Source organism: Frondihabitans sp. 762G35 (genome assembly GCF_002074055.1).
Lineage (GTDB): Bacteria > Actinomycetota > Actinomycetes > Actinomycetales > Microbacteriaceae > Frondihabitans.
The window spans coordinates 1394754-1414732 of the sequence record NZ_CP014619.1 but is presented as its reverse complement, the minus strand read 5'-3'; the positions used below and the strand labels follow the sequence as shown (position 1 = coordinate 1414732).

General features: G+C 70.2%; 18 protein-coding genes. 12 read left to right on the top strand and 6 right to left on the bottom strand.

All coding sequences use genetic code 11. The annotated features are described in order from the left end of the window. Window positions 1–28 precede the first annotated feature (28 nt). The 6 genes from AS850_RS06835 to lnt all read left to right on the top strand — a co-directional run bounded on the left by AS850_RS06835 (window position 29) and on the right by lnt (window position 7411). Window positions 29–1057 (top strand): helix-turn-helix transcriptional regulator, encoded by a 1029-nt coding sequence (locus AS850_RS06835; protein ID WP_335589188.1) that lies wholly within the window; start codon window positions 29–31, stop codon window positions 1055–1057. Next, window positions 1054–2028 carry a helix-turn-helix transcriptional regulator gene (locus AS850_RS06830; protein ID WP_119868430.1) on the top strand — a complete coding sequence of 325 codons (975 nt, stop codon included), beginning with the start codon at window positions 1054–1056 and terminating at the stop codon, window positions 2026–2028. The genes AS850_RS06835 and AS850_RS06830 overlap by 4 nt, the downstream gene beginning before the upstream one ends. Window positions 2029–2089: 61 nt before the next feature. Continuing rightward, window positions 2090–2401 carry a twin-arginine translocase TatA/TatE family subunit gene (locus AS850_RS06825; RefSeq protein WP_119868429.1) on the top strand — a complete coding sequence of 104 codons (312 nt, stop codon included), beginning with the start codon at window positions 2090–2092 and terminating at the stop codon, window positions 2399–2401. A 60-nt stretch (window positions 2402–2461) separates the two neighbouring features. Beyond that, on the top strand, window positions 2462–3229 hold the full coding sequence (tatC, locus tag AS850_RS06820) for a twin-arginine translocase subunit TatC (RefSeq protein WP_119868428.1): 768 nt from the start codon (window positions 2462–2464) through the stop codon (window positions 3227–3229). Window positions 3230–3249: 20 nt separating this feature from the next. After that, window positions 3250–5760: a DEAD/DEAH box helicase gene (locus tag AS850_RS06815; protein ID WP_119868427.1), complete on the top strand. Its 2511-nt coding sequence runs from the start codon at window positions 3250–3252 to the stop codon at window positions 5758–5760. Between the two features lie 55 nt (window positions 5761–5815). Beyond that, a complete protein-coding gene (gene lnt, locus AS850_RS06810) occupies window positions 5816–7411 on the top strand; it encodes an apolipoprotein N-acyltransferase (RefSeq protein WP_119868426.1) in 1596 nt (531 codons plus the stop codon). 93 nt (window positions 7412–7504) lie between these two features. Here lnt and AS850_RS06805 read toward each other — a convergent pair whose 3' ends face one another. From AS850_RS06805 to AS850_RS06790, 4 genes are all read right to left on the bottom strand, one after another. Beyond that, entirely contained in the window at window positions 7505–7870 is a 366-nt protein-coding gene (locus AS850_RS06805; protein ID WP_119868425.1) for an RNA polymerase-binding protein RbpA, read from the bottom strand. 86 nt (window positions 7871–7956) lie between these two features. Beyond that, window positions 7957–8754: a glycerophosphodiester phosphodiesterase family protein gene (locus AS850_RS06800; protein ID WP_236940862.1), complete on the bottom strand. Its 798-nt coding sequence runs from the start codon at window positions 8752–8754 to the stop codon at window positions 7957–7959. Window positions 8755–8784: 30 nt separating this feature from the next. Further along, window positions 8785–9777 carry an SPFH domain-containing protein gene (locus AS850_RS06795; RefSeq protein WP_119870187.1) on the bottom strand — a complete coding sequence of 331 codons (993 nt, stop codon included), beginning with the start codon at window positions 9775–9777 and terminating at the stop codon, window positions 8785–8787. After that, window positions 9768–10292, bottom strand: a complete 525-nt coding sequence (locus tag AS850_RS06790) for an NfeD family protein (protein WP_119870188.1) — start codon at window positions 10290–10292, stop codon at window positions 9768–9770. The genes AS850_RS06795 and AS850_RS06790 overlap by 10 nt, the downstream gene beginning before the upstream one ends. A gap of 177 nt (window positions 10293–10469) precedes the next feature. Between AS850_RS06790 and AS850_RS06785 the strand changes: the two genes are divergently transcribed. From AS850_RS06785 to AS850_RS06770, 4 genes are all read left to right on the top strand, one after another. Next, window positions 10470–11234, top strand: coding sequence for an SDR family oxidoreductase (locus AS850_RS06785; protein ID WP_119868424.1), 765 nt, complete (start codon window positions 10470–10472; stop codon window positions 11232–11234). Between the two features lie 5 nt (window positions 11235–11239). Beyond that, window positions 11240–11728, top strand: a complete 489-nt coding sequence (locus tag AS850_RS06780; RefSeq protein ID WP_236940860.1) for an NUDIX hydrolase — start codon at window positions 11240–11242, stop codon at window positions 11726–11728. A gap of 10 nt (window positions 11729–11738) precedes the next feature. Further along, window positions 11739–13748 (top strand): S9 family peptidase, encoded by a 2010-nt coding sequence (locus tag AS850_RS06775; RefSeq protein ID WP_119870185.1) that lies wholly within the window; start codon window positions 11739–11741, stop codon window positions 13746–13748. Window positions 13749–13866: 118 nt separating this feature from the next. After that, the gene (locus AS850_RS06770; RefSeq protein WP_119868423.1) at window positions 13867–14997 is read left to right on the top strand and encodes a glycosyltransferase; all 1131 of its coding nucleotides are present in this window, start codon (window positions 13867–13869) and stop codon (window positions 14995–14997) included. A 15-nt stretch (window positions 14998–15012) separates the two neighbouring features. Here AS850_RS06770 and AS850_RS06765 read toward each other — a convergent pair whose 3' ends face one another. Then, window positions 15013–15702, bottom strand: coding sequence for a response regulator (locus AS850_RS06765; protein WP_119868422.1), 690 nt, complete (start codon window positions 15700–15702; stop codon window positions 15013–15015). Further along, window positions 15699–16937 carry a histidine kinase gene (locus AS850_RS06760; RefSeq protein WP_119868421.1) on the bottom strand — a complete coding sequence of 413 codons (1239 nt, stop codon included), beginning with the start codon at window positions 16935–16937 and terminating at the stop codon, window positions 15699–15701. Before AS850_RS06760 ends, AS850_RS06765 begins: the two co-directional genes overlap by 4 nt. Window positions 16938–17102: 165 nt before the next feature. On the opposite strand from AS850_RS06760, the gene AS850_RS06755 reads away from it, so the two are divergent. Then, a complete protein-coding gene (locus AS850_RS06755) occupies window positions 17103–18416 on the top strand; it encodes a M23 family metallopeptidase (protein ID WP_164088408.1) in 1314 nt (437 codons plus the stop codon). Window positions 18417–18566: 150 nt separating this feature from the next. Beyond that, window positions 18567–19913: a hypothetical protein gene (locus AS850_RS06750; RefSeq protein ID WP_123955466.1), complete on the top strand. Its 1347-nt coding sequence runs from the start codon at window positions 18567–18569 to the stop codon at window positions 19911–19913. Window positions 19914–19979 lie beyond the last annotated feature (66 nt).

The following is a 19979-nucleotide window of genomic DNA, read 5'->3' as shown; positions in this document are numbered from 1 at the left end:
GTCGCGCGACTGATCTAGGATCATCGTCGTGTCCGCAGCCCGAACTCCGCGCATCCCGGTCGAGGAGAGGCTCTTCAGCCTCGTCCTCGCGCTGCTCGCGACCGAGACGGGTCTGACGAAGACCGAGATCCTCTCGACGGTCCAGGGCTACCGGCAGCGCTGGTCGAGCGGGGACAACGCCGCCCTGGAGCGCCAGTTCGAACGCGATAAAGACGACATCCGCGAACTCGGCGTACCCCTCGAGACACTCGAGGAGCTCGGCTCGTCCGGCAACAACCAGAACCTCCGCTACCGGATCCCGCGCGGCGCCTACGAGCTGCCCGTCGACATCGCCTTCTCCTCGGAGGAGACGGCCCTCCTCACTCTGGCCGCAATGGTCTGGCGGGAGGGGACCCTGTCGGGGGAGTCGAGGCGGGCCCTCCTCAAGCTCCGCAGCCTGGGAGGCACCGCCCCCGTGCCCGAGCTCGCCTACGCGCCGCGCATCCGCTCCCGCGACGCGGCGTTCGAACCGCTCCGCCTGGCGCTCGACCGCTCCGTCGTCGTCCGCTTCGACTACCTGAAGCCGGGGGAGGACGCCCCGCGCGAGCGCCGCGTCGTGCCCTACGCCCTCGTGCAGTTCCAGGGGCGCTGGATGTGCTCGGCCATCGATCCCGAGACGGGCGGCCGCCGCACCTTCCTCCTGTCGCGGATCGTCAGCCCCGTCGTCGCGACGACGCGCGTGATCGATCGGCCCGACGACGCGACCGCCGAGGGTTCCCTCGCCGACCTCGAGGCGCTTTGGGACTCCCAGACCGCCCGGGTCCGTGTCGACCCGGCGTCCGACGCCGAGACGCGCCTGGTGAAGCGTCGCGGCACCCGACGGATCGACGACGGGACCCTCGTGGTCCACTTCTCCGACCGGCACCTGCTCGCCGACGAGCTCTCGTCGTTCGGCCCGGAGGTCGAGGTCGTGGAGCCCGCCGCCGTGCGGGCGCTGGTCGAGGAGCGCCTCGCGACGCTCGTCGCCGACCACGAGGCTCCTGCGGTCCGTCTTCCCGAGAGCGATGGCGCCCGATGAGCGACCGCACCCCTCCGCTCCAGGCGCAGGACAAACTGGCCTTCCTGCTCTCCCTCGTGCCGTACCTGATGGACCGCGGGAGCGTCTCCGTCGCCGAGGCCGCCGCGCACTTCGGGGTTCCCGTGACGCAGATCCGGCGTGCCGTCGAGCTCATCGCCGTGTCCGGCATCCCCGGCGAGACGACGCAGTACCAGCACGGCGACCTCTTCGACATCGCCTGGGACGACTTCGAGCAGAACGACGTGATCGTCCTCACGAACCTCGTCGCGATCGACGACTCCCCGCGGTTCTCCGCCCGCGAGGCCGCCGCGCTCATCGCCGGCCTGCAGTACCTCTCGTCGCTGCCGGAGAACGCCGACCGCCAGGCCATCGCGACCCTCATGTCGAAGCTCGCCCGAGGGGCGTCGAGCGCCCCGAGCCAGGTGGCCGTCGAGAACACCGAGACCAACGAGCTCCTGTCGCTGGTGCACCGCGCCGTCGACGAGGGAGTGCAGATCGAGTTCGACTACTCGGGGGTCCGTGGACAGAAGGAGCGACGGCGCGTCGATCCTCTCCGCGTCGAGTCGGTCGACACCGACTGGTATCTCCGCGGCTTCGACCACCTGCGCGAGGCCGTCCGCACGTTCCGGCTCGATCGCATCAGCCAGGCCGCCGTCAGCGACCGGCCGATCTCGTTCCGGGCCGACGACGTGACGCTGCCCGAGACGCTCTTCGAGGGATCGCCCGACGACGTCGTCGTCACGGTCGAGATCGACGCGGCCGCCAGCCCGGTCCTGGCCGACTACGCACCCGACGACGTCGACGACCTCGGCAACGGCCGGTGCAGGATGCGGCTCCGCGTCAACCAGTTCGGCTCGCTCGCCCGTCTCGTCGCGGGGCTCCCCGGTCGCGCCGTCGTGATCGAGCCGCCCGCGGCGAGAGCGGCCGTGGCGGAGTGGGCGTCCCGAGCTGCGAAAAGGTACGAGGCCTAGCGGAATCGGCAGAGCAGCGGGTTACACTTGGACCTCCCAGAACTCGCAAGGAGCAACGACCGTGTTCGCAAACCTCGGTGGAATCCACCTCCTCATCATCCTCGGTATCGTCGTGCTGCTCTTCGGCGCGACGAAGCTGCCCGCACTCTCCAAGGGCATCGCCCAGTCCATGAAGATCTTCCGCAACGAAATGGCGACCCCCGCCAAAGACGCCAAGGGCACCGGCAGCGCAGCCGGCACCGCCTCCGGCACCGAGTCGACCGCGAGCACCGCCGCTCCGGTCCCTCACACCACGACCGTGGTCAACCCCGACGGCAGCACCACCACGACGACGACGACCACGTCGTCGAACGACTTCCCGCCCCGGGCCTGACGCGTGGCCGCGACCGGAGTCAGCGGCGCGAGAAAGACCGGCAAAGATCATGAAGGCCGCATGTCGCTGGGGCAGCACTTCATCGAGCTTCGTCGGCGACTCTTCTTCGCGGCGCTGGCCATCGTCATCGGATCCGTCGCGGGCTGGTTCCTCTCCGACATGGTGCTCGACGTCCTCCGGGCGCCGGTCGTCACCATCGCTGGCGCGGAGCACCGCAACGCGTCCCTGAACTTCTCGAACGTCACAGGTGCCTTCGACCTGAAGCTGACCATCACCATCACGGTCGGCGTCATCATCGCCAGCCCGGTGTGGCTGTACCAGATCTGGGCGTTCATCGTCCCGGCGCTGGTGCGCAAGGAGAAGCTCTACGCCCTCGGCTTCCTGCTCACGGCCATCCCGCTGTTCCTGGCGGGGTGCTCGGCCGGCGTGTTCGTCCTCCCGCACATCGTGCAGGTGATGACGTCCTTCATCGCGCAGCAGGACTCCAGCATCATCGACGCCAAGACGTACTACGACTTCGTCCTGAAGCTGGTCCTGGCCGTCGGCGTGGCCTTCGTCCTCCCCGTGTTCCTGGTGCTGTTCAACTTCGTCGGCGTGATCTCCGCTCAGGCGATCATCAAGGGCTGGCGCGTGGCGATCATCCTGATCGTCCTCTTCACGGCGCTCGTGACGCCCGCGGCGGACGTCATCTCGATGCTCCTGCTGGCCGTCCCGATGATCCTGCTCTACCTGCTCGCCTGCGGGGTCACCTGGATCCACGACCGACGCGTTTCCAAGAGGGTCGACGCACTCGACGCGCAACTCGACGCGGAACTGGCCGGAGAATGACGGCGTGACACAATGGCGGGGTGACCAGTAGCGAACTGTCTCCCGCCGAGAGGTTCGCCGCCTCCCGCAACCGCAGCAGGACTCCCCAGCTGCAGGTGTTCCGGTCGGGGCTCGCCTTCGACCTCGATCCGTTCCAGATCAAGGCCTGCGAGGTCGTCGAGCAGGGGCGGAGCGTCCTCGTGGCGGCGCCCACCGGGGCGGGCAAGACGCTCGTGGCCGAGTTCGCCATCCACCTGGCGATGCAGGATCCCCGCGACAAGGTCTTCTACACGGCGCCGATGAAGGCGCTGAGCAACCAGAAGTACCAGGAGCTCGTCGCCGAGTACGGCGCGAGCGAGGTCGGGCTCCTCACCGGAGACACGAACGTCAACTCCCGGGCCCGGATCGTGGTCATGACGACCGAGGTCCTCCGCAACATGCTCTACGCCGGGTCCGACCTCCTCCAGGACCTCCGCTACGTCGTCCTCGACGAGGTGCACTTCCTCGGCGACCGTTTCCGCGGGGCGGTGTGGGAGGAGGTCATCATCCACCTGCCGCTCGACGTCCGGATGGTGTCCCTCTCGGCGACCGTGTCGAACGCCGAGGAGTTCGGCGACTGGCTCCAGACGGTCCGCGGCGAGACCGACGTGATCGTCTCGGAGGAGCGGCCCGTCCCGCTCCAGCAGCACGTACTCGTCGGCTCGAAGTACCTCGACCTCTTCGACTCGTCCGGGCAGGCGGCCACGAACCGGGTCAACCCCGAGCTCGTGCGCGCGACCGCCCTGGGCCGCCGAGGCGGTTCCCGCGGGGGCGGCGGACGCCCGGGGAGCGGCGGTCACGGCTATTCGGGTCGGCGCGGCGGCTCCCGGCCCGCTCCGCACCCGCAGGCGAATCCCGGGCGCATGGACCGCTGGAAGATCGTCGACATGCTCGACGGCCTGAATCTCCTGCCCGCCATCTTCTTCGTCTTCAGTCGGGTCGGCTGCGACCAGGCCGTCCGGCAGGTGCTCCGGTCCGGCATCCGGCTCACCTCCGCCGCCGACCGCGACGAGATCCGCGAGATCGTCGACGACCACTGCCGGACCCTCCGCGACGAGGATCTCGCCGTCCTCGGCTACTACGAGTGGCTCGAGGGTCTCGAGCGCGGCGTCGCGGCCCACCACGCCGGCATGCTGCCCGCCTTCAAGGAGGTCGTCGAGGAGCTCTTCCAGAAGAAGCTCGTCAAGGCGGTCTTCGCGACCGAGACGCTCGCGCTCGGCATCAACATGCCGGCGCGCTCCGTCGTGCTCGAGAAGCTCGAGAAGTTCAACGGCGAGGCGCGCGTCCCGATCACGCCGGGGGAGTACACGCAGCTCACGGGTCGCGCCGGACGCCGAGGCATCGACGTGGAGGGCCACTCGGTCATCCAGTGGTCGCAGGGGCTCGACCCCCAGGCGGTCGCGGCCCTCGCCTCCCGCCGGACCTACCCGCTCAACTCCAGCTTCCGGCCGACCTACAACATGGCCGTCAACCTGATCGAGCAGTTCGGGCGCTCCCGCACCCGCGAGGTGCTCGAGACGTCGTTCGCCCAGTTCCAGGCAGACCGCGCGGTCGTCGACCTCGCCCAGAAGGTGCGCACGCAGCAGCAGTCGCTCGACGGCTACGCGGCCTCGATGGCCTGCCACCTCGGCGATTTCGGCGAGTACATCCAGCTCCGCCAGGACATCGCGGCGCTCGAGAATCAGAACGCGTCGCGGGCCGACGTCCAGGGCCGGGGGGAGCGGGACCGGCGCCAGGAGAAGATCACGGCGCTTCGTCGCCAGCTCCGACAGCACCCGTGCCACGCCTGCCCCGAGCGCGAGCAGCACGCCCGATGGGCCGAGCGCTGGTACAAGCTGAAGAAGCAGACCGACCAGCTCTCGGCGCAGATCCGAAGCCGCACGGGCGCCGTCGCGAAGATCTTCGACCGCGTGACCGACGTCCTCCTCGACCTCGGCTACCTCGTGCCGCGCGACGGCTCGGACGCCACCCGCGACTCCTCGACGCTCTCCCGCGTCGCGGAGGTCGACGTGGCCGCCCCCGGCCGGACCCTCCGCCGGATCTACGGCGACCGCGACCTGCTCGTGGCCGAGTGCCTCCGTCGCGGGGTCTGGAACCAGCTCGACGTGCCCTCGCTGGCCGCCATGGCCGCGACCCTCGTCTACGAGCCGCGCCGCGACGAGGGCATGCTCTCGGAGCGCTACCTGCCCCGCGGGGAGTTCCGGACGGCCCTGGACCGCACGCAGACGATCTGGAGCGAGCTGGACGACCTGGAGCAGGCCCACCGCCTCCCGGGCACGCAGCAGCCCGCTCCCGGCCTCGCGCTCGCCATGCACCGCTGGGCCCGCGGCGCCTCCCTCGACTCCGTGCTCGACGACGCGGATCTCGCGGCCGGCGACTTCGTGCGCTGGACCAAGCAGACCATCGACCTCCTCGACCAGCTCTCGGTCGTGGCCGACCCGCCCGTCGGGCCCGTGGCCAGGAAGGCGCTGGATGCGGTCCGACGCGGCATCGTCTCCTACAGCACCGTCTGACGCGGGCGCTGCCTGGCGGAGCGTCCTCCGAGGTCCGGGACCGTACAATCCTCGGGTGCGTTCCGAACCCGACTTCCGCCTGCCCCTGTGGGTGGCGGCGATCGTGGCCGTCGGCGCCGGGCCGGTCCTCGACGCGGCCTTCCCCGACCGCGGAGTCTGGCCTCTCGCGTTCGTCGGCGTCGCGCTCTACCTGGTGTCCTTCCTCGGACGCTCCGTCGGCGGCGCGATCCTGGTCGGGATCCTGGGCGGCCTGTCCTTCTTCCTCGTCCACGTGGAGTGGACGAGTCTCTACCTCGGGGCCCTGCCCTGGGTGGCGCTCGCGACCCTGGAGGCGCTGTTCTTCGCCGCGGGAGCGGTCGCCATCGCACTGGCGTACCGCTGGGTGCCGCGGGTCTGGCCGACCGTGCCGGGTCGGCTGGTGCTCCTGCCGGTCGTCGTGTCGGGCCTCTGGACGGCGAGGGAGTACGCCTCCGGCCACTGGCCCTACGGCGGTTTCTCCTGGGGCCGCGTGGCGGAGAGCCAGGCGGAGAGCCCCTTCGCGCCGCTCGTGGCCTGGGTCGGGATCTCCGGCCTGACCTTCCTCATCGTCGGGTTCGTCGCCCTCGTGATCCAGCTGGTCGTCGAGAAGCCGGTGCTGCGCTCCACCCGGTTCCTGATCGGGGCGACCACCATCGTCGCGATCCTCGCCGTGCCCGCCTGGCCGACCCGCACCGACGGCACCGCGAAGATCGCCGCGGTCCAGGGAGACGGCAAGGCCGGCTACTTCGACAAGCGCGTCTACGGCGATCTGACCGACGCTCAGGTCCTCGCGACGACGGCCGGCGTGTCGCCCTCCGACGACGTCGACATGATCGTGTGGCCCGAGGGCGGCAGCGACCGCGACCCCACCCGCGACCCCTACGGCAGGTACGTGTTCGACACCCTCTCGAACGCCTACAGGGCGCCCCTCGTCTCCGGCGTCATCACGCAGCGGGGATCGAAGGTGTATAACTCGTCGCTCGTCTGGCAGGACGGCGAGGTCCAGGCGCAGTACGACAAGAAGCACCTCGTGCCCTTCGGCGAGTACGTGCCCGACAGGTCGTTCTGGCGCCCCTTCGCCCCGAGCCTCGTCGACCTCATCGCGCGCGACTACACGCCGGGCACCCGCCCGACCGTCCTCGACATCGGGAAGATCCGTGCGGGCATCTCCATCTGCTTCGACATCGTCGACGACTCCCTGACGACCGAGGCTGTCCGCGGCGGCGCCCAGGTGATCCTGGCCCAGACCAACAACGCCGACTTCGGCCGGACCGACGAGAATTCGCAGCAGCTGGCCATCGCGCGCCTCCGGGCGATCGAGTCGTCCAGGCCGCTCGTGAACATCTCCACCGTCGGCTCCAGCGCGGTCATCGCCGCCGACGGCAGCACGATCGACTCCATCCCGGCGTACCAGCCGGGGACCCTGCTCAGCACGGTGAAGCTCGGGACGGGCATCACGCCGGCCATCGCCGCCGGGGGAGCGCTCGAGGGGCTGGTCTCGCTCTTTGGCGTCGCAGCCCTCGTGCTGGCCCGGGTGCTCTTGATCGGCACCGGATACGGCGACACGGCCCAGGCGCGGAAGCGCGAGCGGCGATCGGCGCGGCGGGCTCGTCGGCTGGGTCGCGCCGCCTGAGGCTCACCGCGATCGTCCGGGCACGCGAAAAAGCGCCGGCCCAGAACCGGCGCTCTACGTGGGGAAAAGGGTGTCGGGCAGACTGAAGGGGCGTCAGGCGCCGATCTTCTGCTGGCCCTTCCGCGCCCGGAGGAAGTCGAGTCGCTCCTGCAGGAGTTCCTCGAGCTCGGGTCGCGTGCGTCGCTCCAGAAGCATGTCCCAATGGGTCCGCGGCACCTTGACGTCACCGCGGTCGATGTCGACCCGCTTGCCGTCGGCGGAGAGCAGGAGGCCCTCCTGTCCGCTCTTGGGGGACTGCCAGGAGTCGGGGATCTCCGCCTCCGCGGCGAACACGACTTCGAAGGTCGACCCGTCGGTCGTCTGGTAGACGGCCTTCTTCCGGGGCGAGAACTCGACGCCCTCTTCGCTCTGCAGGCTCTGACTACCGAGCCTCATTCCGCGCAAACTGCGATCTGCCATTGTGTGGTCTCCTCTCGCGTTGCAATCTCCCGTTATAACGTCATAGCACCCGGCATTGTTTCGTGTGCCGATCTTTCACAGTGCGCTCACAGGGCATCGGCAGCACGGCGCTTCACCACATCGAGCGCCAGATCCGCGCGATCCGTGATGAGTCCGTCGACTCCGAGGTCGAGGAGTCGCACCATGTAGGCCGGCTCGTCGACCGTCCAGACGTGCACCTCGACGCCGTTCTCGTGGGCGAGGTCGATCAGCCCCGGGGTGACGATGACCACCCCTCGGTGACGCTCCGGCACCTGCAACGCGGAGATCCCGCGCAGGGGACCCGTCGAGAAGAGGGCGCGACCGAGACGGCCCGACGGCAGCCGAGAGGCCAGAGCGGCCCGGACGACACCCGACGACCCTGGAGAGGTCGCCACGCCGGGGAGCTCCGCTGCGGCCCGGCGCCTCCGTCGATCGTCGAACGACGTCAGCAGCACCCGGTCGACGGCACCCTCGCGCCGGATCGCGGCGACCGCAGGAGCCACGGCCCCGTCGACCTTGAGATCGATGTTGAACCGCGCCTCGGGGAACGTGTGCAACGCCTCCGCCAGCGACGGGACCTCCTGCCCTGCGCCCAGCGGATAGCGGTGGAGCTCCCGGTGGTACACGTCGTGGAGGGCCGTCGAATCGCCGGTGGTCCGCCGGAAGTCCGGGTCGTGGGAGAGCACCGCGACGCCGTCCCGGGTGACGTGGACGTCGGTCTCGATGTGAGTCGCGCCGCGGTCGAGCGCGAAGAGGAACGCGAGCAGCGTGTTCTCGGGAGCCGTCTGGCCGTCGTCGCCCCGAGTCAGACCGCGGTGAGCGAGGACACGGGGCGGACCGGGTGTGAACCAGCGCGTGATCACGACGACCTCGTCGACCCTCGGCCCGGCCCGTCAGGGCCGGTTCGGAGCCGCGGCGGGAGGGGTCGGCGCTCCGGACGGAGCGGGCGCGGCGGCGTCGGGGGTCCCGGCTTCGGGCTTCACGGCGTCGCGTGCCCCGAGGAACCCGGCTCCGACGCCCTTGAGGGCCTCGGTGAACTCCGACGGGATCATCCAGACCTTGCTCGCGTTGCCGTCGGCGATCTTGGGCAGGGTCTGGAGGTACTGGTACGCGAGCAGCTTCGGGTCGGGGTCGCCGTCGTGGATGGCCTTGAAGACGGTCTGGATGGCCTCGGCCTCACCCTGAGCCCGGAGGACCTGCGACTTCGCGGCACCCTCCGCCTCGAGGATGCTGGCCTGGCGGGAACCCTCCGCCTGGAGGATCGCCGCCTGCTTGGTTCCCTCGGCCCGGAGGATCTGGGCGCGGCGGTCGCGCTCGGCGCGCATCTGCTGCTCCATGGAGTCCTGGATGGACAGGGGCGGCTCGATGGCCTTGAGCTCGACGCGGCCGACGCGGATACCCCACTTGCCGGTCGCCTCGTCGAGGACGACGCGGAGCTGGCCGTTGATGTTGTCGCGGCTCGTGAGAGCCTCTTCGAGATTCAGCCCGCCGACGACGTTCCGCAGCGTGGTGGTCGTCAGCTGCTCGACGGCCCCGAGGTAGTTGGCGATCTCGTAGGTCGCCGCACGCGCGTCGGTCACCTGGAAGTAGACGACGGTGTCGATCGAGACGACGAGGTTGTCCTCGGTGATGACCGGCTGGGGCGGGAACGAGACGACCTGCTCGCGCATGTCGAGCAGCGGCCGGACACGATCGATGAACGGCACGAGGATGTTGAGCCCGGGGGCGAGGGTCTTGTGGTACTTGCCGAGACGCTCGACGACTCCGGCCGTCGCCTGCGGGATGATGCGGATCGCCCGGAACAGGATCACCAGCACGAAGATGATGACGATGATGAGGAACACGGCGAGAACGATCCCGCCGATCGAGGTTCCGGTCACGATGATGTCCTTTCGGTGGGGACGACGACTGCTGTCGACCCTTCGATAGCGGTCACGACGACTGCCGTGCCCGGGTCGAGAGTTCTCGTGCCCTCCGGCGCCAAGAGGCGCGCGGTCCACGTCTCGCCGTTGGCGAGTTTGACCTGACCGGGGCCCGGGCGGCCCAGCGCGGGTCGCCCCGGCGCCGTCGTGCCCTCTCCGGCAGCGCCCTCGATGGCCACGACCACCTCGCCGCGGAGACCGAGCAGAGCCTCGACGTTGCTCGGCGTCGGATCGCCACCGCGCTTGAGGGCCTGCAGGAGCGGCGGGCGGACGGTGAAGAGGAGGAGGACCGAGACGAGCGCCGCCACGATAACCTGCAGCCAGAAGGGACCGCCCACGAGACCGGTGACGAGACCCCCGACGCTGCCGATGGCGAGCATGAGGAAGGTGAACTCGACGGTGGCGACCTCGACGATGACGAAGAGGAGGATCAGTGCGAGCCAGATCACCCACGCGTAGGTCGTGAAGAGTTCGACCATGTGGAACCTCCCCCTCGGTGTTATATCTCCCGGTGTTATTCCACCCAAACTAGCAGTCGCCGAAGCCCGTCGGCAGAGCAGTTGGTATCCTCACACCTGGCCGTCAGGATCCTCCGCGATCACGGCCCCGACGCGACCCTCGACCCGGTCGCGCCCTCGAACGACAGGAGTCGCCCCGTGTCCAACCCCCTCGCCACCGGTTCCCTCTCGGGCAAGCGCGCCCTCGTCACGGGCTCGTCCCGAGGAGTCGGCGCCGACACCGTCCAGTACCTCGCCGAGGCCGGAGCCAAGGTCGTCGTCAACTACCGCAACAAGGAGAAGCGTGCCCTGCAGCTCGTGTCGAAGATCGAGGAGGCCGGCGGCACCGCCATGGCGATCGGGGCCGACCTCACCGACAAGGCGTCCGTCGCGGAGATGCTCGGTCACGTCCAGCGCGAATTCGGCGGTCTCGACATCCTCGTCCTCAACGCCTCCGGCGGCATGGAGTCGGGCATGGCCGAGGACTACGCGCTCCAGCTCAACCGCGACGCGCAGGTCGACGTCCTGACGCAGACCCTGCCGCTGCTCGCCCCCGGCTCGCGGGTGGTGTTCGTGACCAGCCACCAGGCCCACTTCATCCGGACCACCGAGACGATGCCCGAGTACCTGCCCGTCGCCCTCAGCAAGCGCGCCGGCGAGGACGCCCTGCGCGACCTCATCCCGGAGCTCGCCGAGCGCGGCATCGACTTCGTCGTCGTCTCCGGCGACATGATCGAGGGCACCATCACGGCCACGCTGCTCGAGCGCAGCAACCCCGGTGCCATCTCCGCTCGCAAGGAGGCCGCCGGGCGCCTCTACAACGTCGCCGAGTTCGCCGCGGAGGTCGCCTCGGCGGCCGTCGACCCCATCCCGGCCGACAACACTCGCCTCGTCGGCGACGTGTCGGACTTCCGGACGGTCTGACGATCGTGACCGGGCGGATCCTGCGCGCGACGTCGCGGCTCGTCGTCGCCGACCCGGACGACCGCGTCCTCCTCATGCTGACGAAGGCACCCGACACGTCGGGCGTCTCGCGCTGGATCACGCCCGGCGGGGGAGTCGACCCGGGGGAGGACCACCGTCAGGCGGCGATCCGCGAGCTCCGCGAGGAGACCGGGCAGGAGATCGACGATCCCGGGCCCGTCGTCCGCCGAGACGACTTCGAGGTGGAGTGGGACGAAGCGGATCACACCCACGGTCACGCCGAGTTCTTCGTCGTGCGGATGCCGCACTTCGAGGTCGTCGCCGACGAGTGGACCGACGACGAGCGGGTCGACATCCTGGAGGCGCGGTGGTGGTCGCTGGCGGAGCTCGAGGCGACCGACGACCTGGTCGAACCCCTCGATCTCGCCGCTCTCGTCCGCGAGGTTCTCCACAGCGGCGACGCGGAAGGCCGATCGGACCGTCTCGCGGAATAGGGTGGAGGGGATGAAGCCCACCGATCTGAACCTGCTCTCGTCCGCCTCCGCCCCGGCCGTCTCGCCCGACGGACGCCGAATCGTCTTCGCCGTGACGCGCCCCGACATCGCGGCCGACACCTACGTGGGCCAGCTCTGGCACGTGCCCGCCGACGGCTCGGCGCCGGCCGAGCGCCTCACGCGCGGCCACCGCGACACGTCTCCGAGATTCTCGCCCGACGGGTCGCTGATCGCGTTTCTGCGCGCCGCCCCCGGCTTCGCCCCCCAGCTGCACGTCCTGCGAGCCGCGGGCGGCGAACCCGTCGCCCTGACCGACCGGAAGCTCGGCGTCTCCGACTTCTCCTGGTCGCCCGACGGCCACCGCATCGTCTTCGTGGCGCGCGTGCCCGAGGAGGGGCGCTACGGCACGGTCGACGGCATCTCGCCCGCCGCCGAGCCGGCGAGGCGCATCACGACGACGCGCTACCTCTCGAACGGAGTCGGCTACGTCGTCGACCAGCGCGCCCAGGTCTTCGTCGTCGACGTGCCCGACGTGGGCGGGGAGCCCTACGTCGCTCCCGCTCCCGTCGTCGGCCAGGTCGATCACGACGCCTCCGACACCCGAGGTGTCCCCGTGGCCGTCCAGGTCACCTCCGACGACACCGACCACGCGCACGCCCGCTTCACCCCGGACAACCGCGCCGTGACGTACGTGGCAGCGGTCCACGAGGGTCGCGAGCGCGACCTCCTCCGGGGTGCCTACGCGGCCGGGCTCTCCGCAGACGGTGCCTTCACCCGCGTGACGGAGATCGTCGGCCCCGACACGCGCCTCGGCGTCGACGACGTCATCGCGACGCCCGGAGGCACGACGTTCGTGCTGGCCTCCGACCTCGGCCCCGACGGCCTCGACTTCGTCGGGACGAACAGCGCCCTCTACGTCGTCGACGAACCGGGCTCCGAGCCCCGCCGTCTCACCGACCCGGAGGACCTCGATCTGGGATCGTCGGTCCTCCAGGTCGCCGGTGACGACGCGGTCTACGCCTCCCTGACGACGCGCGGCACCGTCCAGCTCCTCCGGATCGACGTGACGGGCGCCGTCGAGCGCCTCACCGACGGCGCCGTCGAGGTGACGGGATCGTCCGCCGCGGGCGGCACCGTCGCCGTCACGGTCGCGACACCGGAGAGCGGCGGAGAGCTGGCCGTCGTCCGCGACGGCTCCCTCGTCACGCTCACCGACCTCGGTGCCGGCGTCCGCCTCACCGGCACGGTCCCGGCCGTCGACACGGTCATCGAGGCGCGAGACGGGACTCCGATCCACGGGTGGGTCCTCACCCCCGAGGGCGAGGGGCCGCACCCCGTGCTGCTGCTCATCCACGGCGGCCCGTACGCGCAGTTCACGGGCTCGCTGTTCGACGAGGCGCAGGTCTACGCCGCGGCCGGATACGGGGTCGTCATGTGCAACCCCCGCGGCGCGGCCGGATACGGCCAGGCGTTCGGTCGGGCGATCAAGGAGGCCATGGGTACCGTCGACCTCACCGACGTCCTCGACTTCCTCGACGGCGCGATCGCCGCCGACCCGGCGCTCGATGCCTCCCGCACCGGGATCCTCGGGGGTTCCTACGGCGGCTACCTCACCGCCTGGACCATCGCCCACGATCACCGCTTCGCCGGAGCCATCGTGGAGCGCGGTTTCCTCGACCCCGAGTTCTTCACGGGGACGTCCGACATCGGCACCTTCTTCAGCGAGCAGTACACGGGCACGGATCCCGTGAAGGTGGCGGCGCAGAGCCCTCAGGCCGTCGTCGCGCAGGTGACGACGCCCACGCTCGTGATCCACAGCGAAGACGATCTGCGCTGCCCCCTGTCGCAGGCGGAGCGGTACTACCTCGGCCTCGTGCGCGCCGGAGTCGAGTCCGAGATGCTGGTGTTCCCGGGCGAGAACCACGAGCTCAGCCGGTCGGGCCGTCCGCGGCACCGTGTGCAGCGCTTCGAGGCGATCCTCGACTGGTGGAGCCGGTACCTCCCCGTGACGGCGGCGTAGTCGGAGCGGGCGCCCAGCGGAACGACGCGACACGCCACGGATGTCATCACATGTGCTGACACGGAAGTTCGCCCGAGTGGCCGATCCCTTCGCTAGGTGCCGTCCCTAGGCTGGATCCATGGATCTTTCCGTGGTCGTCCCCACCTTCAACGAAGCGCCGAACATCGACGAGCTCGTCACTCGCATCGAGAAGGCGACCGTGGGCCTCGCCGTCGAGATCCTCTTCGTCGACGATTCGACCGACGACACCCCGGCCGTCATCGAGCGCGTCTCCTCCGAGCACGAAATCACGGTGCGCCTCCTGCACCGCGACGTCCCGACCGGGGGTCTCTCCGGCGCCGTGATCGAGGGCCTTCGTCAGGCTCAGGGGGAGTGGGCCGTCACGATGGACGGCGATCTCCAGCACCGCCCCGAGACCCTCCCGTCCGTTCTCGCGAAGGGCCGCGCCACCGGCGCCGACGTCGTCGTCGCTTCGCGTCACGTCGACGGCGGCTCGAGCGACGGCCTCAGCAACGGCGTGCGACGCGCCGTCTCGCAGGCGTCGATCCGGGTCACCAAGGCGCTCTTCCCGCAGCGACTCAAGGCGTGCACCGACCCGATGTCCGGCTTCTTCGCCGTGCGTCGCGGGGCCGTCGACCTCGACGGACTGCGGCCGCGCGGGTTCAAGATCCTGCTCGAGATCCTCGCCCGCCAGGACCTCGCCGTCGAAGAGGTCGCTCTCGTCTTCGACGCGCGCCACGCCGGCACCTCGAAGGCCGACATGAAGCAGGGCGTCGCACTCGGCCGCCAGCTCTTCGACCTCAAGTTCGGTCGCATCTCCGGCTTCGCCGCGATCGGCGCGCTCGGCGCCGTCGCCAACCTCCTCATCATGGCGGGCCTTCAGGGCCTCGGCGTCGGCTACCTCGCCGCCGCGATCGTGGCCGCCGTCGTGACGATCGTCGGCAACTTCCTCCTGCAGGAGCGCTTCATCTTCAACGATCTGCGCGCCGGAGCCCGCAGCATGTGGCGCCGCTGGTGGCACACGTTCGCGTTCAACGGCACCGAGACCGCGATCCGCACGTCCGTCCTCTGGATCATCGTCGAGAGCACGAGCCTGCACAGCGTGTTCGTGCAGGCGGTCCTGATCGTCTTCGGTTTCACCCTGCGCTTCCTCTACCAGTCGCGCGTGGTCTACAAGCAGAAGCCCGCCGAGGCGACCGTCGAGGCCATCGCCGACCGCGAGCTCGTCGCGGTCGACAAAGCCGCCTGACCCGAGCCGACGGGCCTAAGAAGCCTTCGAGTTCGGGTCGCCCGGCGACGTGACGAGACCGTTCTCGTACGCGTAGATGACGAGCTGCACGCGGTCGCGGAGGTCGAGCTTGCCGAGGATCCTGCTCACGTGCGTCTTCACCGTGGCGTCGCTCAGGTGGCGACTCTCGGCGATCTCGTTGTTGCTGAGCCCGAGCGCGAGCAGCGAGAAGATGTCGCGTTCGCGAGCGGTCAGCTCCCCGAGGGCATCGGTGTCGATCGAGGCCGTCCGCCGGGCGAATCGTTCGACGAGCCCGGTCATGACCGAGGGGGCGACGACGGCGGAGCCCGCGTGGACGGTCCGCAGGCTGGCGAGCAGGAACTCGGGATCGGCGTTCTTGAGCAGGAAGCCGCTCGCGCCGGACTGGATCGCCGTGAACGTCTTGTCGTTGAGCTCGAAGGTCGTGAGGACGACCACGCGGGTGAGGTGCCCGTCGCTCTCGGTGCCCGCGCCGAGGATCCGGGTCGTCGCCTCGACGCCGTCGACACCGGGCATCTCGAGATCCATCAGGATCAGGTCGACCGGGTCGCTCCCGGCTCGATGAACGGCCTCGGCACCGTCGGAGGCCTCCCAGACGACCTCGAAGTCGTCCTGCGAGTCGAGGATCATGCGGATGCCGGCACGGAACAGGGGTTGATCGTCGGCGAGGCCCACTCGGATCGTCACTCGGTGCCTCCTGCAGGATGGGGGATGGTCACGAGGACTTCGTAGCCGTGCACCCCGTCGGTTCGCCGTCCCGCTCGAACGGTCCCGCCGACGAGACGAACGCGCTCCGTCATCCCCGCGACACCGTAGCCGACGCGGGTGGGGGACTCCTGCCCGTCGTCGGGGCGCTGCCCGGACGGCGCCACGAGCCCCGGGCCGTCCGTCTCGACGGTGCGGGACGCCAGGGAGACCGCGGACGTCGTCCAGTCGAGGTCGATCGTCACCTCCGTGCCGGAGCCGCCGTGCTTGAGGGCGTTCGTGAGGCTCTCCTGGACGACCCGGTAGAGGGCGAGGTCGTTCGAGGTGGACAGCGGCAGGCGCTCGCCCGTCTCCCGCAGGGTGACGTCGAGGCCGGACGAGGTCATGGTGGACACGAGCCCCTCGAGATCGGCGACGCCCAGCGAGCTCTGGTGATCGCCCGCCTCCTGGAGGACGGAGAGGAGCTGGCTCACGTCGTCGAGGGCCGACCGCGCCGACCGGTTGATGACGCCGAGCGCGTCGGTCGCCGCGGCGGGGTTCTTGGCGACGGCGTAGCGGGCGCCGTCGGACTGCGCGATGATCACCGCGAGGGAGTGTCCGATGGCGTCGTGCATCTCGCGCGTGATCCGGGTGCGCTCCGTCTGCTGGGCGACGCGGAGTTGGGCGCGCAGGAGGTCCTGCTCGCTCTCGAGGCGCTCGAGACGCTCCGTCACGTACGCCCGACGCACCCGGGTGACCGCCCCGAGCAGCCAGAAGAGGGAGAGTGCCGCCGCGACGACGCCGGAGACGCCCACGAAGTAGATGACCTGCGAGAGCGCCAGCTGCGCCCCCTCCTGGTTGCTCGGGACGAAGTCGCCGGTGATCAGGACGAGCTTGACGCTGGCGATGATGCCCCCGACGACGCTCGAGACGAGGCCGAGGCGCCGGACGACCGGTCTCTCGGCGAGGCTCGTGGCGAAGATGACGACCGCGATGAGGACGTTGCCGTTGATGAACGACGGCAGGATGATCAGCTGGACGAGAGCGCCCGACCACGCGATCCCGAGGCCGAGGCCCGGGGAGCGGCGCCGGAAGGCCGTGGCCAGGGCGAAGAGGGCGTCGACCGGCAGCGTCTCGGGGCCCGTGCGCGCCAGGTCGAGCGCGCCGAAGAAGAGGAAGGCGACCGCCGCGGCGAGGGCGTCGACGACCAGCGGTCGGCGTTCGAGCGAGGTCCACACGCCCCCCACGCTAGCGCCCGCCCCCGACGTCGACCGCTGTGCGAGACTCGGACTCGCCGGTCGGTCTCGGGAGGAACGCAGCCCGGGTGTGACACGCTCGAGAGTGTGAAGACGGGTGCGGCGACGACGAGACAGAACCGCGCCCCCCGGAACCGCCTCGCGGGCGTGACCGCCGTGGGCTTCGTCCTGGCCCTTCTGGCGCCGCTCCTGGTCGCCTCGCCGGCCGACGCCGCCGCGTATCCGACCTGGGCCGAGGTCCAGTCGGCCCGCGGGAACGAGCAGACGAAGCAGCGTCAGATCTCCGTCCTCGACGGTCTCGTGTCCAAGCTCCGCTCGGCCACCGCGTCCGCGGCGAAACGCGCCGAGGACGCCGGTGCCGCCTACCAGCGATCGCAGGATGCCCTCGACAAGGCCAGCGGCGACTACGACCGCCTCGTGCTGAAGCAGGAAGCCGCCCAGAAGGAGGCCGACCGCCTCGGCGACTCCGTCGGCCAGATCGCCGCGTCCCTCGCGCGCCCGGGCGCCGGGAACCTGACGACGCAGCTCGTCTTCGGCAAGCAGGAGCCGGGGGAGTTCCTCCGCGGCCTCAGCCTCTCGTCGAAGCTCGGCGAGCAGATCGACTCCCTGTACACGAGCGCCCGCACGGCGACGAACGCCGCGAGGTCGCTCGCCGATCAGGCCGAGGTGGCCAAGCTCGAGCGCACGAAGCTCGCCTCCGCCTCCATGAAGGCCCTGCAGGAGGCGAACGCCGCCAGCGTCGCGGCGTCCGCGGCCGAGCAGGCGGAGCAGGAGAACCTGGGGGTGATGACCGCCCAGCTCGCGACCCTCCGTGACGACCGGCAGTCGGTCGAGCAGGGCTACCAGGCCGGTGTCAAAGCGCGCGCCGAGGCGGCGGCCCGCGCGGCGGCGGCCGAGAGGGCCCGCCAGCAGGAGGCGGCTCGCGCCGAGGCGGCGTCTCGGGCGGCGGCGGCTGCCGCAGCCGCAGCCGCGGCGGCCAACTCGGGAGGCGCCGGGGGAGGCGCCGGGGGAGCGACCACCAGGCCCCCGACCGGGCCGGTCGCTCCGGCACCGACCGGGTGGACCCGCCCCATCACCTCGTACAGCTTCTACCAGGCCTACGGCTACCGCCTCCACCCCGTCTATCACGACTACCGCCTCCACGCGGGTGCCGATTTCAGCGCCTCCTGCGGGACCGCTATCTTCGCCACCTCGGCCGGGACGGTCACCTACGCGGGCCCCTACGGGGGCTACGGCAACCTCATCATCATCGACCACGGCAACGGCGTCACGAGCGCCTACGGGCACGTCTACTCGAGCGGCATCTACGTCCGACCCGGTCAGTCGGTCCGCGCCGGGCAGACGATCGCGGGCGTCGGCAACGCCGGCGTCTCGACGGGCTGCCACCTGCACTTCGAGATCCGGCTGGGCGGGGTCGCGACCGACCCGATGGTGTTCCTCGCGGGTCGCGGCGTCGGCTGAGGCGTGGGCGTCTCCGAGAGCTCGAGCTCCGTGGAGCCGCGGGTGACGGCTGCAGCGACCGGCTCAGCGGCCCTCAGGGCACTCACGCTCTCGTAATATGTCGAATACTAGTGTGACAATCCAACCCCCTCACGAAACGGATTGTCACCCATGCGATTTCTTCCTCGCTCGACCACCATCGGATCCACGATTCTTCTGGGCTGCACCATCGCCGCCCTGGCGACCTCGACGGCTCACGCCTCACCGCGCATTGATGCCTCGACCGCGATGCCGTCCGGCGCCGCCTTCGTCGCGACGGCACCCGTCGACTCGGCGACTCTCGTCTACCGCGCACCGGCACCGACGGCCACGGGATCCTTCCGTCCTGGCAACCGGAACCCGGCCGTCGTAACGGGCACGGCGAGCCCCTATGCGTTCGTCGAGGCCATCGCGACCACGTGGGGACAGTCTTCGAAGGCGTGGACCGAGGCCGACGCCGACGGTGACTACACCCTCGAGATCACCGCGCCGAACGACGGTGGCGAGCCCACGTCGGTCCTCGTCCACGAGCTGGTCGGCGGCTACGAAGGGGACAGCACGGAGGTCCGACTCGATTACGGCGACGAAGTGAAGATCGCCACGCCGGCCTCGGGCTCCGCCCACGCCGGCGGCGGCGTCACGGTGACCGGGACCGGCACGCCCGAGGGGGACGTCACCGTCTTCGCCGACCGTGCCACGACCGCCGTGGGGTCCACCACCGTCCGCAGCGACGGCACGTGGTCGCTCACGACGTCCGCACTCGATTCGTCCCGGCACGACCTGACGGTGACCCAGCTCTCCAGGGGCGCGAACACGACCCGGGCGAGTGTCGAGATCGGCTCGGCGTCCGCGGTGCGGACCGTCGCGTCGACCACCGATGGCCGAAGCGACGCAGACACTCGCTGGCAGGAGGGTGACATCACGATCACGAGCATCCGCTACGGCTACTTCTATCGACCTGGCCTCAACGTCCTCTCCGGCAGGGGAACGCCGGGGGCACAGATCGTCGCCGTCGACAGGCAGGATGGGGCGAACGACGTCATGGGGTCCACCATCGTCGCCGACGACGGCTCCTGGTCGCTCCCGGCGCGTGACTACGGATCGACGAGGACGTACGACATCGAAGCCACGCAGACCCGCAGCGACGGCCGCATCAGCACCGTGCAGCGGCTCCTGCTTCCGCCCACGCACGAGCCCGTGAAAGTGACCGACACGGTTGTGGGACGACCCGACGCGGGCGGAGCCACGGCCACCTTCACGGGAACGGCGACCGCCTACTCGACGGTGACGATCGCGTCGACGACGACCGGCGAGGTGTTCCAGACGGTCGAGGTGGATCGATTCGGCCAGTGGTCGTCGCGCGGCAACTGGGACAAGACGCGCGTCTACGACCTGACGATCTCCGCGAAGGCCGTCACGGGCGAGGTCGAGACGCTGCACTTCGGTGCGTTCCAGGCGGTCATCGTGCCCATCGGCTGAATTCCACCGACACGGTGAGGCAGGGCCGAGCGAAGATTTTCGCTCGGCCCTTTCCCCGATCAGGAA

What these genes read in the sequence shown, in the direction of transcription:
- AS850_RS06830 (WP_119868430.1), top strand. Translation starts at nt 1,054, where the DNA reads ATGAGCGACCGCACCCCTCCGCTCCAGGCGCAGGACAAACTGGCCTTC.
- AS850_RS06770 (WP_119868423.1), top strand. Translation starts at nt 13,867, where the DNA reads ATGGATCTTTCCGTGGTCGTCCCCACCTTCAACGAAGCGCCGAACATC.
- AS850_RS06805 (WP_119868425.1), bottom strand. Translation starts at nt 7,870, where the DNA reads ATGGCAGATCGCAGTTTGCGCGGAATGAGGCTCGGTAGTCAGAGCCTG.
- tatC (WP_119868428.1), top strand. Translation starts at nt 2,462, where the DNA reads ATGTCGCTGGGGCAGCACTTCATCGAGCTTCGTCGGCGACTCTTCTTC.
- AS850_RS06750 (WP_123955466.1), top strand. Translation starts at nt 18,567, where the DNA reads ATGCGATTTCTTCCTCGCTCGACCACCATCGGATCCACGATTCTTCTG.
- AS850_RS06775 (WP_119870185.1), top strand. Translation starts at nt 11,739, where the DNA reads ATGAAGCCCACCGATCTGAACCTGCTCTCGTCCGCCTCCGCCCCGGCC.
- AS850_RS06790 (WP_119870188.1), bottom strand. Translation starts at nt 10,292, where the DNA reads ATGGTCGAACTCTTCACGACCTACGCGTGGGTGATCTGGCTCGCACTG.